Raw genomic sequence first — 15,429 nt, 5'->3', positions numbered from 1 at the left:
ACATTTACTTTTATTAAGCAAGCAAGCAAATAAATACTTTTATTAAGCAAGCAAATAAATAACAAGTTTTTTCAAAAAGCGCAAGTGCAATTCTAAGCGAGACAAAGGCAGTAGCAAGGCGAAGGAGGGACTACCCCCTAAGGGACTACCCCCTAAGGGGTCTGGCCCCAAGAGGTCTGTTCCTCTAAATTGGGTAAGGTTGACCTCGTTAGGATTGTAACATAATATTTCTACATAATGAACTCACAACAGCAGTCACAAACAAAAGCGTTAAAATATTGGGTAGAGTTTTTTGATGACCTCCAAAATATAAGAGGGCGGGCTAACAATACGGTTTTGGCTTACCGGCGTGATTTAGAAATGTATGTGGAGTTTATAGCTTTAAAAAAAGACATTAGTCAGTTTTCTTATTTTTTAAGTAAAAAACAATTAAGCACAAGGTCGCAAGCGAGAGTAATTAGCAGTGTAAGAAGTTATTTTCGTTTCTGCGAAAAGCAGGGCGACAAAGCTCCCGAGTTGCGTAGTTTACAATTGCCAAAAGTAACAGTGACTTTACCTAAAGCTTTATCTTTTGCTGATTTTCAAACTTTATTACAATCGGCTCAAGTAGAAAGCAAAGCCAAAACCATTAGAAACCAAACGCTATTAATTTTACTGTTTGGTTTGGGTTGTAGAGTAAGCGAATTAATTAATGTTAATTTGTATGACTTTAAAGAAACCGACGCTTCTTTAATCGTAACAGGCAAGGGAGCTAAACAACGATTGCTACCTTTAATAGACAGTGTGTTAAAGCAGGTTAATTTGTATTTACAAAATAGCAGAAACCAGTTAGCTAAGAAAAAAGAAGAAGCCTTGTTGGTAAATAATCGAGGCAATCGTTTAAGTCGGGTGGATGTTTGGCGGTGGTTAAAGGCATGGGCTTTAAAATCGCATTTAGATATTTCGGCAGTAAGTCCGCATAAGTTTCGCCATGGTTGCGCAACGGCTTTATTAAATGCAGGAGCAGATTTGCGTTCGATTCAAATATTATTGGGTCATTCTAGTTTACAAACTACACAAATTTATACTAGTGTTTCTTATAAGCAGGCAGAAAAAGAATTAAACGCCCACCACCCTTTAGCTAAAATGAAAAAATAAAAAATTAAAACCCAAACTAAAAAAATAAAAAACTAAATTAAAAACCAAACTAAAAAAATAAAAGGAAGTTATGCAAGATACAAATACAGAAAACACCAATAATGATTATTCCGAATTAACCCTAAGCACTCGTGTGGTAGCTATGCCCGCCGACACTAATCCTGATGGCGATATGTTTGGCGGATGGGTGTTGTCGGCCATGGATTTGGCAGGGTCTTTAATAGCAAAAAAAATTGCCAAAGGAAGAGTGGTAACCATCGGTGTAAATTCTATGACTTTTTTATTGCCAGTATTTGTTGGAGATACACTTTGCTGTTATGTAAAATTATTAAAAACAGGAAACACCTCTATTACCATACATATAGAGGCGTGGGCCAGCCGACAATACGAAAGCAAAAGAGTTAAAGTTACAGAGGGGGTTTTTACCTATGTTTCTATTTATTCTAACAGAAAACCACGAAGCATTACTGATGAATACAAATAATCCACAAAATATTTTTAATCCATATAAAAAACCCAAGAAATAAATATGCACAAGTCATTTTATATTGTTGTTATTAGTGGAGGTAGTGGTGCAGGAAAAAGCACTTTTTCTAATGCACTTTTAAAAAAAATAGGTACAGAGAATGTACAAATTTTGAGTCAAGATAATTACTATGTGGATCAAAGTCAGCAGTTTGATGGAGATGGTAAAAGTGTAAATTTTGATCACCCTCGGTCTTTGGATTTTTCGTTACTGTTAAAACATATTTGTTCTTTAAAAAATGGAGAAAATGTTAAAACTCCCGTTTATGATTTTGTTACTCACACTAGGCAGGCGGTAGCCCGCACTTTTTCACCCAAGCCCATTTTAATTGTAGAGGGTACTTTAGTAATGGCTCAAAAAGAAATTAGAAAGATTAGTGATTTACTAATTTTTGTAGATTGCAATGAAGATCTTCGTTTAAAAAGACGGTTAAGTCGTGATGTTGTAGAAAGGGGTAGAACAGAAGAGGGGGTAAGGGAACAGTTTATTAATCAAGTGGCCCCCATGCATAATCAATTTGTAGAGCCCTCTAAAACTTTTGCTAATATTATCGTTAGCGTTAGTGATTTTGAAAAAAAAATAAACGAAGTGGTTTTGCAATTAAATAGAGGGTCAGACCCCCAGATTCCCTAAGTGTAACTATCCACCGAAGGGCAAGCGCAAATTAAATTTTTATCTCCATAGGCTTGGTCAATGCGCCCTACAGAGGGCCAAAATTTATTGTCTTTTACCCATGGTAAAGGATATGCAGCTTGCGTTCTAGAGTATTTATAATTCCATTCGTCTTTGGTTATTTCACTTAAAGTATGAGGGGCATTGGTTACTAGCTCGGGTTGATCTTGCATTTCTTTTTTTATAGAAGATAAGGCTTGTATAAAGCGGTCCATTTCTTGTTTGCTTTCACTTTCTGTGGGTTCGATCATTAAAGTTCCCGCAACAGGCCATGCCATTGTGGGGGAGTGAAAGCCGTAATCCATTAAGCGTTTAGCAATGTCTTCAATACTAGCTCCGTACTTTTCTGGAAAGTCGCGACAGTCAATAATGCACTCGTGGGCTACAAAATTATTTTTTCCTGTATATAAAATAGAAAAATGTTTTGCTAATTTTTTAGCCATATAGTTAGCATTTAAAATAGCTATTTTTGTAGATTGTTTTATACCTTTAAACCCAAGCATTAATAAATAGGCCCAAGAAATAGTTAAAACACTAGCACTTCCCCAAGGGGCTGCGCTAACACAATGGGTATCTTTTAAATCTTCATTATAAGAATTGGGATTATGTACAGGGTGAGAAGGCAAAAAATTTTGTAAATGTTTACGCACTAAAATAGGGCCGACGCCTGGCCCTCCCCCTCCATGAGGTATAGAAAAAGTTTTATGTAAGTTAAGATGGCAAACATCAATAGGCCATAGTGCAGGTTTAGAAATACCAATTAAAGCATTCATGTTAGCGCCATCTAAATAAATTTGCCCACCATTGTCATGAATAATTTTGCAAATGTCTATAATGCTTTCTTCAAAAACTCCGTGAGTGGAGGGATAGGTAATCATTAATGCCGCTAAAGTGCTTTTATGTTCTTGGGCTTTTGTTTTTAAATCCTCAACATCAATATTGCCTTTTTGGTCACAGTTAATAATAACCACTTTCATTCCCGCCATATTTGCACTTGCAGGATTGGTTCCGTGAGCAGATTGGGGAACTAAACAAATATTTCTTTGATGGTTATTATTTTTTTTATGGTAAGCCGCAATGGTTAACAATCCTGCAAATTCACCCTGTGCTCCCGAATTGGGTTGTACAGAGCAAGCATCAAGACCTGTTAACTGGCATAGCATAGTTTCTAATTCTTTAATCATTTGTAAATAGCCCTTGGCTTGTTCCAAAGGAGCAAAGGGGTGTATGTCGCTCCATTGAGGCCACGATAAAGGCTCTAGCGAAGTCGCAGAGGTTAATTTCATAGTACAAGACCCTAGTGGAATCATAGAGTGATTTAAAGCTAAGTCTTTTTTTTCTAAAGATTTAATATATCTCATCATTTGTGTTTCGGAATGATAAGAGTTAAAAACGCGTTGTTGTAAAACCAAGTCGGTTCTTTGTAAATCAGAACTCCAATTCCAAGTTTCAAAAGAAGTGTTTAATAAAATTTGCTGATATTTTTGACTAACAGGAAGGTGACTTTCGTCAAAGGCATGTTTCTCGCCCTTTTTTTGAGTAAAGCTTTCTCTAGAAAAAATATGAAAAATTTCTTCCATTTCTTTTTCTGTAATTAATTCGTCTATAGAAATTTGTATTTCTGTGTTAGAGGGAAAATAAAAATTAATTTGGTGTTTATCTAAGTGCGTTTTAATATTTTGCTGCTCTTGTGGAGTAACCAAAATATTTAGTGTGTCAAAAAAATAAGTATTATTAATTACATAATTTAATTGCGTAAGTTGAGACGCCAGTTGTTTCGTTTTAGTATGAATATTTTGCGCAATAGCTTTTAAACCTTTTGGCCCATGATAAACAGCATACATAGAAGACAACACCGCTAGTAACACTTGCGAGGTGCAAATATTACTGGTCGCTTTTTCTCTACGAATATGTTGCTCTCTAGTTTGTAAGGCCATTCTTAAAGCAGGATTTCCCCACTTATCTTTAGATAAGCCAATTAATCGGCCAGGGAGTTGTCGTTTATATTGGTCTTTGCAAGAAATAAATGCAGAGTGTGGGCCTCCAAAACCTAAAGCTAATCCAAACCTTTGCGTTGTTCCAAAAACAATATCGGCCTTCCATTGGAGGGGGGAGCTTAGCAAATTTAGGCTTAGTAAATCTACCCCTAAAAGTAATGCCGTTTTTGGATCTTTAAAAGAAGCCTTTAAGTTTTTTAAATTATTTACCTCTCCTTTGGAATTAGGGTTTTGCACTAGCACTGCAAAAAAATCGTCGTCATGCTGGGTAAAGTTTTTAATATCATCAATAATTAGTTTTATACCCAAAGCTTTACTGCGTGTTTTTACTACCGCAAGGCTTTGAGAAAAAATGGACTTATCAATAAAGGCTGTGTGTTTTTTTTGCCGTGCAATATTCCACGCCATGCTAATGGCTTCGGCAGCTGCGGTGGCCTCATCTAGCAAAGAAGCATTGCAAATATCCATACCTGTAAGCTCGGTCACCATAGTTTGAAAATTAAATAAAGCCTCTAATCGGCCTTGGGAAATTTCTGCCTGATAAGGAGTGTAGGCGGTGTACCAGCTAGGGTTAGATAAAATATTTTTTTGTATAACAGGAGGTAAAAAACTAGGGTAATAGCCTTGGCCTATATAATTACGCCAAACGGTATTTTTAGAACCAATGTACCTAGCGTATTTTAAAAAATCTAATTCTGACAAACTGCTTTTATCCTCAACAGAGGATAAAATGTCTTTAGGTAAGTTTTTTTTAATTAATTCATCTAATGAAGAGGAGTCAAGCTCCTCTAACATTTGTTGTGTTTCTTTTTTGCTAGGGCCTATGTGGCGAGTTATCATTACTTTTTTTTCTTTGCTGAAGATTTCTTTTTAGTACTAGTTTTTTTCTTAGAAGCTTTCTTTTTAGTGCTAGCTTTCTTCTTAGTAGTTTTCTTTTTAGTACTGGATTTCTTTTTAGTAGCTTTCTTTTTAGCGCTAGCTTTCTTCTTAGTAGTTTTTGATAATTTATCCATAAGCTTTTTAATTTTAGCATCTACTAAATCTTGTATAACCATGGCTTGATTAATTTTATTTTGCGTTTCTTTTTTAGATAATTTTAAAATTTTGTTTATTTCTGCATTACCGTTAACATAAACTTGTTCTGCTTCTTTAGTTATTTTTTTATATACTTTTGAAGGAATGAAGCTAGTTTGTATAGGGCCTATATTTACTTTATGAGTTTCTTTAAATAACTTTTTTACTTTGTTAGATTTTTTTTGAAAGTCTTTTTCTAAATTTTTTTTAATTTTATTTAGATTTTTAGAAATTTTTTGAATTTCTTTTTTAGCTTCTTTATTGTTAATTAAAGAAAATAGCTCTGTAGTAATTTTTTGAATTCTTTTTTTTTGCATTTTTTCCCCTTATTTATCTGTAGGTTTAATAAAAAGTACTTTTTTTGTCAAGAAGGAGTAAATTTTATTGCACAATACAAAGGCTAGGGTACAACTATAGGGCAATCCATTGCAAAGTGTGCTAAAAGGAGGCTTTATGGCTAATGTAGACGATCTTAAATTACCAAAAATTGGAAATAAAGCACCATTGTTTTCTTTATTTAATCAAGACGAAGAAAAAATAAGTTTAAAAGATTTTTATAACCAAAAAACCGTAGTATTGTACTTTTACCCTAAAGCTATGACTCCTGGCTGTACTGTACAGGCAAAGGGCATTCGTGACTTTAAAAAGCAATTTGCGGCCAAAGATGTAGTAGTTTTTGGATTAAGTCCAGACCCAGTTAAATCTTTAGTCAAATTTCAAGAAAAGCAAAATCTCAATTTTGATTTGCTTTCAGATATGGATCACGCAGTAGCAGAAAAGTATGGGGTATGGGGTTTAAAAAAATTTATGGGTAGGGAGTATATGGGAGTTAATAGAATAACTTTTATTATTGGCAAGGATGGAAAATTAAAACATATTATAGAAAAAGTAAAAACCAAAACGCATCACGAAGATGTTTTTAATTGGATTAGTCAAAACTAATTAGCATTTAGTTTATTTCTTAACTCTTTTCCTGCTTTAAAAAAAGGAAGCTTTTTTTCGGCAATATGAATTAGCTCTCCAGTTCTAGGATTTCTTCCTTGATAGGCTTTGTAGTGTTTAATAATAAAGCTACCAAACCCTCGTATTTCAATGCGTTTTCCCTCCAAAAGAGAATCAATCATTTTTTGGCAAATACTGTTTACAATTAAATCGGCTTTTACATAAGTGACATTAGCTTTTTGTGCCAATTTTTTTGTAAGTTCTGATTTAGTAATAGAATTTTTCATAAGTATATATTAGTGGAGAATGGGTCGATGAGCAAAAGAAAAAAAAGCTAATTCTAGTCTTTAGTTAGTAGGCTTATATTTATAAAGGGTGTTTTTTTAATACATTGCGATAAGCATCTATGGTTTGTTGAGCCATTTTATTAAGATCAAATAATTTATGCACAGTGCTTTGCGCCTTATCTCTTAGTGTTAAAGTAGATTCGGTATCAAAAACCGAGGCTAGAAGGTGCTTGCTTAAAGTGTTTGTGTCAGAGGGTTTAGTTAAAAAGCCATTAACATTGTTTTTTATTAAAGAAGATATGGGATTGATATCCGCGCCTATTACAATTTTTTTTTGTACCATAGCATTAATTAAATTAGGGTCAAAGCCCGAAGAATGGGGGGTTAAACTTATAAAAACATCTGATAAAGCAATGTAGTCCATTAGTTCTAAGTTGGGCACTTGGCCCATAAGAAGAACATGGTCTCCTAAGGCTAAATCTAAAATTAAGCGTTGAATATTATTATAATTAGGTCCGCTACCAATAATAATTAAACGGGTGCTAGGTTTTTGAATAGCTACTTTAGTAAAAGATTTTAGTAAATTTTGCATTCCCGCCAGCTCGGACATATTACTAATGGTTAGTAAAATTTTGGATTGCTTAGGTATTAAAAGTTTTTCTTGTAATAGGGGAGGTTTGGGTTGCAAAGAAAAATCTTGCACATCTAATCCATAGGGAACTAGGTAGGTGTGATAGTCGGGAAAGAAAAAGTAGCGTTCTAAAATACTTCTTTGTAGCGAGCTACTTACAAATACTGCACTGGCTTGCTTTAATAGTTCTCTGTCATATCGGAAAAAATTTATAACAAAGCGATACAGTAAATTAAAGTGTATTTTAATAAAGCTACGGATATTGTCTTGGCTTAACGAGGCTAAAAATAAATATTGCGATATGGCCGTGGCTTCTATATCAAAAATTACAGGAATTTTATATCGGCTTTTATTTTTAGCAATTAAGATACCTGTTTTATCTATGCTATGAACAATATCTAATTTATGAATTTTATGTAGTTGTAAAAATTGTTTATGGCAAAGAGCAGGAAAATGCTTTAAAGATACTTTTTCATAAATGTGTCCTAAAAAATACGCACGAACACCATCTTGATCTAAATGGGTTTTGCCTTGTGAATTTTTCCAAGAAATAACACTTACCGAGTGGCCCAGGCCAACTATTTTTCTTGCAAGAGGCCATAAAAAACTATGAGTACCTGTCATTCCCAATATAGGAAAATTTTTAGCAATCATGCAGATGTGCAGTTTTTTAGGAATAATTTTTTTTTTATAAGGCCACATAAGTATTGTCTTATAATAAAGGTTTTTTTATGTTTTTGTCTATTTTTTTGAAAAATGAAGGGCCTTGAAAGACTAAAGCACTGTAAACTTGTACCAAATCTGCGCCCATATTTAATCGTTCTTTAATATCAAGGGCCGAAGAAATTCCTCCCACAGAGATAAGAAGCTTACCTTTTCTTTGCTGTATCTTGGTTAAGTATTCTATAGTGTGTTGTAGCTGTAACTTAGCCTTTTGTGCTAAAGCTAGTCCAGAGACTCCTCCCTTATGAAGGGGAAAGTGTAATTTTTCATTTAAAGATTGCATGGTGTTAGACACAACCCACCCATCAATAGAAAGAAGGCAAGAGACATCTAAAACATACTCTAGTTCTTTTTGCGACAAATCAGGGCTAATTTTTAACAAAGTGGGTTTGGTTTTATTTTGTAGGCAATTTTGTAAAAAACTTTTTAAATTATCTTTTAAAAAAAGTTCTCGTAAGCTTTCTGTATTGGGGCTGCTAATATTAATGACAAAAATATCTGCATAGTCTTGTAGTTGATGCATACATTTTATGTAATCCTTATGGGCTTGTTGTAAGGGAGTACTTCTGTTTTTACCAACATTGATTAAAAGAGGTATGGGGTAGGGTATATTTTTTTTTAATTGTTTTTGTAAATTATCTAAGCCTTTGTTGGGAAAGCCCATGTGGTTCCATAAAGAAAGGGCTTTGTTGTTTCGAGCAATAATTTTTCCAGCATTAGCGGTTTGTGAAAGAGGAGTTACTGTGCCCACTTCGACAAAACCACAACCTAAGTGCGGCCATTGTTTTAATAATGTTGCATTTTTATCCACGCCCCCTGCAATGCCAAGGGGGTTGGGAAAGCTTAAGCCTTTCCACTCTAGCTTGTTCCATTTTAAGGGTTTTTTTGAACAAAAAAAGGAATAGAGTTTTATTCCTACAGAAAATAATTTTTGACTAATACTAGCAGGTAAATACAGCCAAGGCTTCAAATTTGCCCTCGCAAGAGCATAGCTTTTTCTAATCGTTTTAGGGCTGTGGCAATAGCTGCAGTTCTAACATCTATTTTATGTTTATGAGCACAATCCCAAACGCGGTCAAAACATCGGTCTATAATCATTTTTAGTTTAGACTTTACTTCTTCTTCTGACCAAAACAACCATACGATATCTTGAACCCACTCAAAGTAACTTACAACAACTCCGCCACCATTTGCTAAAATGTCAGGGATAATAATCACTTGTTTTTCTTTAAACAAATAAGTACTCGCTTTAGATGTGGTTGGTCCGTTGGCCCCCTCCACAATAATTTTCGTTTGAATTTTTTCCATGTTGCCTGAATGAATAACGCCGTCTAATGCGCAAGGTGCTAAAATATCTACGGGTAAAATTAATAGCTCTTCGTTAGAAATTTTTTTCGCATGAGGGTAGTCTTTTAATAATTTTTTTTGCTTAGTTAAAGCTACTAGTTCGGGTATGTTTAAGCCATTAGGATCATATAAGGCTGTGGATACATCACTGATGGCCGCCACTTTTAGGCCAATTCTATGGGCCTCAATAGCTGCGTGCATTCCCACCTTACCAAAACCTTGAATGGCTAAGCTACTGTCTTCGACGGATTTATTTTGCTTTTCTAAAACTTTTTGTATATTTAAAATTACGCCTAAACCGGTAGCGGCCTCTCTTCCTTTAGAGCCTCCAATGGCTAAGGGTTTTCCAGTAACAATGCCGGTTTGCGAAAATCCTGATTCTGTAGAATAGGTATCTAACATCCAAGCCATAGTTTGCGAATCCGTACCCACATCAGGGGCTGGAATATCTTTATCTGGCCCAATAAAAGGACCAATGGCAGAGGTGTAACCTCGTGTTAATCGTTCTAGCTCGCCTAAGGATAAAGATTTTGGATCAACGGCAACTCCTCCCTTTGCGCCTCCTAAAGGAAGACCTAACAAAGAGTTTTTTAAAGTCATTAAGCAAGATAAAGATACCGTTTCTGCAAGGTTAACATCTTGGTGAAAGCGCACACCTCCCTTAAAAGGGCCTAATGTTTGACTGTGCTGTGCTCTATATCCATCAAAAATTTGCATATGCCCGTCATCCATTTTTATGGGAATCGAAACAACAATGCATCTTTTGGGAAATTTTAATCGCTGTATAGTTGCCGTTTTGGTACTATGTACCTTAGAGGCTTTTTCTAAATTTTTTATTATATTAGCGTAAAAAGGGGTGGCGTAAATATTTTTCATAACTAGTCCAATAATTTTACATATTTGTTTCTAATCCTTAAAAACTATCTTAGATTGTTTTAAAAATCTAGTAAATTATTATATTTTTATAAATAAATACGGAGTAAGTTTTGTAGGTGGTTGGTTAAAACTTCTAGACTATAGTTGTTTAGAATACTTTGGTAAGCTTTTTCGGGTATATCTTGTGATACTTGAGGGTTTTTAATTAAGTGCTCTAATTTATTAGCTAAAGCTAAACTATTTTTTTTAGGAATTAAATAACCATTTACAGCATCGGTAAGAATTTCTTCAGGGCCACCACACTTTGTGGCAATAACTCGTTTTTTTCGTGCCATAGCTTCGATAATTACCATTCCAAAAGTTTCTAATTTAGAAGAAAGAACATATAAATCAATACTGTCTAAAAAGGCCGTTTTATTTTTATTAGCAATCCAAGACTTAAGTAAAAGCTGATCTTGTAAATTATACCTCCACCTTAAATACTGTAAGTAATAGTAAAGCTTTCCCTTACCAGCAATAACTGCCTGAAAGGGCACATTCTTTTTTTTAAGTAAAAATAGCGCTTTAATTAAAGTGTGAAAGCCTTTTGTTCTTCTAAAAACACCCATCGCCCCAATAACTGGCACAGAAGGTAAAGCTTTATTTTTTGGAGAGGGAAAAGCTTCTGCTACAGTGATATTAGGAATAACATAAATGGGTTTTTTATAATTTTTATTTATTAAAAATTGTTTTACTTTTTCTGAAACAGCAATTAAAGCGTCAGCATATTCTATGTTAGAGGCCGAAAAACTATGTATCACGCCAATGACTTTTGTTTTTGGTAAAGCGGCCACCACTAAAGGAAGGTCTAAGGCTTTGTGTACAAAAATAATTTTTGGAAGCAAGGGTTTTAGTTGTTTTTTAATTTTGTTTATAGCCCAATATTTAAATGGCCAAAAATTTAAACGAAGATAATTTAGCTCTATAGTCTTTATGTTTTGCTCGTCCATTAAGGGTTTTAATAATGCTCCTTTGCGAATAACAGAACAAATGGGGGAGTATATTTTTTGTAAAGCTTTGCTGTATAAAATAAAGGACTGCTTTGGCCCGCCAAGGTCTTTGCCCGAAATAAAGTTAACAATCATTTTTGCACTTCCTTAATGCAGGAAAGGGTTATAAATTTTATAACCTTAGGCTATTATACTTGGCTTTATTAGTCTAGTAGAGTACAGAGTATAAACTATGCCTAATTTCTTCGACTTAACATTACCACAGTTAACGGCTTATTTAGAGGCAAAGGGGCATAAAGCCTTTCGCTCAAAACAGCTTTGGAAGTGGGTGTATCAAAAATCCATAGTAAATACACAAGAAATGTCTGACCTTTCTCAAGGTTTTCAAGCGCAAATACCTGAGTATTTTTCATGGCATTTACCAAAAATAGTAAAGCATTGGTTAAGCAAAGATGGCACTTTAAAATTTTTATTAAACACCAGCGATGGGCTTCCTTTCGAAAGTGTTTTAATTCCCTCTAAAGGAAGATTAACCATTTGTCTTTCTTCAGAGGTGGGTTGTAATTTAGCTTGTGACTTTTGTTTTACTGGAAAGCAAAAATTAAAAAGACGCTTAAAGGTTTCTGAAATTGTGGGGCAGGTTTTTTTATTGCGACAATTTTTATTTGCACGGCCCGAAATTTTATATGATTTATTAAAACTTACTGGACAAAAGTTATTTGTCGATGCCCCAGGTCAGCCAAAAAACCAAAAGCTATGGCTTGAAGAAAATAAAGCAAAAAATCTAGAAGATATTATTCCTTGGCAAGCCAGCTTACACGCCCATGCTCCTATTGGTAATATTGTTTTTATGGGAATGGGCGAACCCTTAGACAATGAAGAAAATGTATTTAACAGTATTTCTATATTAAAAGAACAGTTGGGCTTTAATTATTCTGGAAAAAAAATTACTCTTTCCACGGTGGGTTTGGTGGATAAAATTCCTTTAGTGGTAAAGGCTGGCGTTAGATTGGCTGTAAGTTTAAACGCCTCTAATGATAATATTAGAACTAGCATTATGCCCATTAACAAAAAGTGGAATATAGAAACTTTACTTAATGCCTGTAATGATTATGTAAAAAAAACCGGGGAGTTAGTCACTTTTGAGTATGTATTACTTAAAGGAATAACTGATTCTTTGGAGTCGGCAGAAGAGCTATATGCACTTACTAAACGGGTGCCTTGTAAAATTAACTTAATCCCTTTTAACCCTCACCCGGGGTCAAATTACGAAACCCCCTCTGCATCAGCAGTGGATAAATTTCATCAAGCTTTGTATAAAAAAGGGGCTCAAGTGCTATTGCGGCGGCGTATGGGCAGTGATATTTATGCAGCTTGTGGTCAGCTTACTTCTTTAAATGAAAATATGCATTAATGGCAGGGCTATTTTGCCCCTCTGACTTTTGCATCAGTTTGAGTCACCTTTAGGCTTACTAATTGCACAATAATTACTTATGCAGTTTTTTTTAAAGCATCTTTTTTTACTAGTTCTATTTTTAAGCATTCAGGTTTCCTCTGTTTTTGCTAGCACTATATCTGCGCATAGAATTCCAGTATCTTTATTAGAAGGTGCGGGTGCTTTTGTTACAGCTCATAAAATAAAAAATTTACCTATGTTTTTAGATCAAACCTATAAAACAGATAGTGGCGACGAACTTAGCAAACAATTAATTCTAAAATATATGAAATTAACAAAAAATTTGTATGTAGAACTAGATAAAAATTCTTCTTACAAACAAGATGTAGCAACACAAGATTTTCTTTATTTATGGGAAGTGTTTGATAATCAAAAAAGTAATGGCAATAAAGAAACTTTAAATGTTTTAGTAAAAAAGCTATTACAAAAAAAATTTATTAATAATCAATTTTTAAATTCCATAAAGAATTTTCATTTAACAGCTGAGTTTATAAATAATGAAAAGAAAAAATCAAAAATCCCTATTGGTTCTTTTAATTTCTTTATTTCAGGAATTATTTCTTCTTTGCCAATCAGTGGTGAGAAAAAGAAAAGATTATTTAAAAACAGTCATTCTACAGATATTTTACCAATGCTAAAAAACATGTCTTTTGATAAAAATAAATTTGATAAAACATTTCGTTATTCTGATTTTGGTTTTAATTCTAACACAAGCTACGAAGAGCTTTTGCTAATAGCAGAAAAGGCAAGAGCAGTAGAGCAAAAAATGGCTACAATATCTATATTATCGTTTTTATATTCAAAACAAGCAATTACCATTACTAATGGTAATGTAGAAGTTATTGAAAAAGTGTTTCCAAAGAATTTTAATAGTTTTTTAAAAAAAGTTTTATCAATAAAAGAAGATAAGTTATTAATTAAATCTACAAATAAAATAATTAATTCTTATGGAGAATCTAAATCAGTAAAAAATGAATTTAAAATGGCATTGCTTCAGGTGCCAGCCTTTATATCCACTTACCGTGGTTGTATAGGTGGGGATTGTTCAACCAAAACCACATGGGCCAACTCTTATCACCCTTATGAGTACATTTTTTATATTTTAAACAAACAAAAAAAAGCCATTGGTTATATGAGTGTAGATTTAGTAAAAGTAAACAATGATTTAGTTTTGTATGTAAAAGATATTACAGGCGCTAATTTATCAGCCAAACATGTGGATTGGGCACTGCATACTTTATTTATAAATAAAGATGCATTTAAAGCAAAATATTTAACACTCGCACAACCTGAGTGGTTTAATGGAAATTCTTCGTTTCCAACAGTCAAAGAAGCTATGAGTAAGTATAATCAAAGTTTAAAAATAGTTAACCAAACATTTTTTGCAATTCCTTTACAAGAAGAAGTTTTAAAAAAACAAAAAAATTCTGAAGGGTCTTATGATGATTTTAAAAAGCACAGACAGGGAGTGGTTTTTTCTCCTAATCAAAAAATTATTAATAGCTTTAAGACACAAGTTAAAGAAAATCCATTTTTAAAGTTTTCTTTTTTTTCAGAAAAAACTATGAAAAAAGCACAATGGAAGTTTATTAGTGTTAATGATGCTATAGATGTTTTATTTCATAACCCAAAGATAAAAGAGAATAATTTATTATTGATTAATGAAGAAGCTAATAAACATTTTTCACAATTTCTGGATTCAGCAGATCAAGGTAATTTTAAATTTAGCGCTAAAGATATAATTAACGCAATATGGAAAGAAGGGGTAACAGAAAAGGGCATGTCTGCACTGTCTCGAATGAATTGGGCTAACTGGCCTCAGCTATTTTTTATAATAGATAGCTATATCAACAAAGGGCAGAGTGTAAATAATTTGGCAAAATATATTTTGTCTAAGCCTGAGGTCATAGCTCACCACAAGTGGGCTGGGTGGATAGATAGCTACATCAACAAAGGGCAGGCAATGGAGTTTTTGGGAACATATGTTTTGTCTAAACCTGAGGTCATAGCTCACCCCAAGTGGACTGAGTGGATAGATAGTTATATTAAAAAAGGAAAAGGTATGGATTATTTGGCACTACATGCTTGGTCTAAGCCCGAGGCCATAGTTCACCCCAAGTGGATTGAGTGGATAGATAGTTATATTAAAAAAGGGGAGCATCTGAAGTTTTTGGCATTATCTGTTTTGTTTAAGCCTAGGGCCATAGCTCACCCCAAGTGGGCTGGGTGGATAGATAGTTATATTAAAAAAGGGGAAGGTATGCATTATTTGGCATACTCTGTTTTGTCTAAGTCTGAGGTCATAACTCACCCCAAGTGGGCTGGGTGGATAGATAGCTATATTAAAAAAGGGGAAGGCATGCATTATTTGGCAGTATATGTTTTGTCTAAGCCAGAGGTCAGAGCTCATTCTAAGTGGATTGAGTGGATAGATAGCTATATTAAAAAGGGGAAGGATATGGGTTATTTGGCAGTATATGCTTTGTCTAAACCTAAGGCCATAGCTCACCCCAAGTGGACTGGGTGGATAGATAGCTATATTAAAAAGGGGAAGGAGATGGGTGCTTTAGCACAAGCTGTTTTGTCCCATCCTGAGGTCATAGCTCACCCCAAATACCAGAAACTATTATTATTGTTTATTAAATATGGAGGCTTGAAAGAAAATTTATATGTCATAGCGCAAAAGCAACTAGTGCAAGCCTTAAATGAAAAAAAGCAAGTAATGTGTAGGGGATTATTTAACTAAAAAGGTTTATACAAAATATTTTTTAT

General features: G+C 33.9%; 13 protein-coding genes. 6 read left to right on the top strand and 7 right to left on the bottom strand.

Features of this window, described 5'->3' with window-relative positions:
- Nucleotides 1–237 precede the first annotated feature (237 nt).
- From HAW63_00855 to udk, 3 genes are all read left to right on the top strand, one after another.
- On the top strand, nucleotides 238–1,137 hold the full coding sequence (locus tag HAW63_00855; protein ID MBE8162526.1) for a tyrosine-type recombinase/integrase: 900 nt from the start codon (nucleotides 238–240) through the stop codon (nucleotides 1,135–1,137).
- A 70-nt stretch (nucleotides 1,138–1,207) separates the two neighbouring features.
- Nucleotides 1,208–1,621 (top strand): acyl-CoA thioesterase, encoded by a 414-nt coding sequence (locus HAW63_00850; GenBank protein ID MBE8162525.1) that lies wholly within the window; start codon nucleotides 1,208–1,210, stop codon nucleotides 1,619–1,621.
- A gap of 45 nt (nucleotides 1,622–1,666) precedes the next feature.
- Nucleotides 1,667–2,296, top strand: coding sequence for a uridine kinase (udk, locus tag HAW63_00845; GenBank protein MBE8162524.1), 630 nt, complete (start codon nucleotides 1,667–1,669; stop codon nucleotides 2,294–2,296).
- Here the strand turns inward: udk and gcvP are convergent.
- Nucleotides 2,293–5,172, bottom strand: coding sequence for an aminomethyl-transferring glycine dehydrogenase (gene gcvP / locus HAW63_00840; GenBank protein MBE8162523.1), 2,880 nt, complete (start codon nucleotides 5,170–5,172; stop codon nucleotides 2,293–2,295). The genes udk and gcvP overlap by 4 nt on opposite strands.
- Entirely contained in the window at nucleotides 5,172–5,723 is a 552-nt protein-coding gene (locus tag HAW63_00835; protein MBE8162522.1) for a hypothetical protein, read from the bottom strand. Before HAW63_00835 ends, gcvP begins: the two co-directional genes overlap by 1 nt.
- Nucleotides 5,724–5,859: 136 nt before the next feature.
- Between HAW63_00835 and bcp the strand changes: the two genes are divergently transcribed.
- On the top strand, nucleotides 5,860–6,348 hold the full coding sequence (gene bcp / locus HAW63_00830) for a thioredoxin-dependent thiol peroxidase (GenBank protein MBE8162521.1): 489 nt from the start codon (nucleotides 5,860–5,862) through the stop codon (nucleotides 6,346–6,348).
- On the opposite strand, the gene HAW63_00825 is transcribed toward bcp, so the two are convergent.
- The 5 genes from HAW63_00825 to HAW63_00805 form a co-directional block, all read right to left on the bottom strand.
- Nucleotides 6,345–6,623, bottom strand: coding sequence for an integration host factor subunit beta (locus HAW63_00825; GenBank protein MBE8162520.1), 279 nt, complete (start codon nucleotides 6,621–6,623; stop codon nucleotides 6,345–6,347). The two genes, bcp and HAW63_00825, sit on opposite strands and share 4 nt — an antisense overlap.
- 91 nt (nucleotides 6,624–6,714) lie before the next feature.
- Nucleotides 6,715–7,968 carry a glycosyltransferase family 4 protein gene (locus HAW63_00820; GenBank protein MBE8162519.1) on the bottom strand — a complete coding sequence of 418 codons (1,254 nt, stop codon included), beginning with the start codon at nucleotides 7,966–7,968 and terminating at the stop codon, nucleotides 6,715–6,717.
- Nucleotides 7,969–7,978: 10 nt separating this feature from the next.
- Nucleotides 7,979–8,959: a quinone-dependent dihydroorotate dehydrogenase gene (locus HAW63_00815; protein MBE8162518.1), complete on the bottom strand. Its 981-nt coding sequence runs from the start codon at nucleotides 8,957–8,959 to the stop codon at nucleotides 7,979–7,981.
- Entirely contained in the window at nucleotides 8,956–10,224 is a 1,269-nt protein-coding gene (locus HAW63_00810; protein ID MBE8162517.1) for a Glu/Leu/Phe/Val dehydrogenase, read from the bottom strand. Before HAW63_00810 ends, HAW63_00815 begins: the two co-directional genes overlap by 4 nt.
- 74 nt (nucleotides 10,225–10,298) lie before the next feature.
- Nucleotides 10,299–11,336 (bottom strand): glycosyltransferase family 4 protein, encoded by a 1,038-nt coding sequence (locus HAW63_00805; GenBank protein ID MBE8162516.1) that lies wholly within the window; start codon nucleotides 11,334–11,336, stop codon nucleotides 10,299–10,301.
- 97 nt (nucleotides 11,337–11,433) lie between these two features.
- Between HAW63_00805 and HAW63_00800 the strand changes: the two genes are divergently transcribed.
- Entirely contained in the window at nucleotides 11,434–12,615 is a 1,182-nt protein-coding gene (locus HAW63_00800; protein ID MBE8162515.1) for a 23S rRNA (adenine(2503)-C(2))-methyltransferase RlmN, read from the top strand.
- A gap of 79 nt (nucleotides 12,616–12,694) precedes the next feature.
- Nucleotides 12,695–15,403: a hypothetical protein gene (locus HAW63_00795; GenBank protein MBE8162514.1), complete on the top strand. Its 2,709-nt coding sequence runs from the start codon at nucleotides 12,695–12,697 to the stop codon at nucleotides 15,401–15,403.
- Nucleotides 15,404–15,429 lie beyond the last annotated feature (26 nt).

The organism is Pseudobdellovibrionaceae bacterium, from assembly GCA_015163855.1.
In the GTDB taxonomy this organism is placed as follows: Bacteria; Bdellovibrionota; Bdellovibrionia; order Bdellovibrionales; family UBA1609; genus JAAOIH01.
Note: the sequence above shows the minus strand (reverse complement) of the source record. Positions and strands in the feature narration are given on the sequence as shown.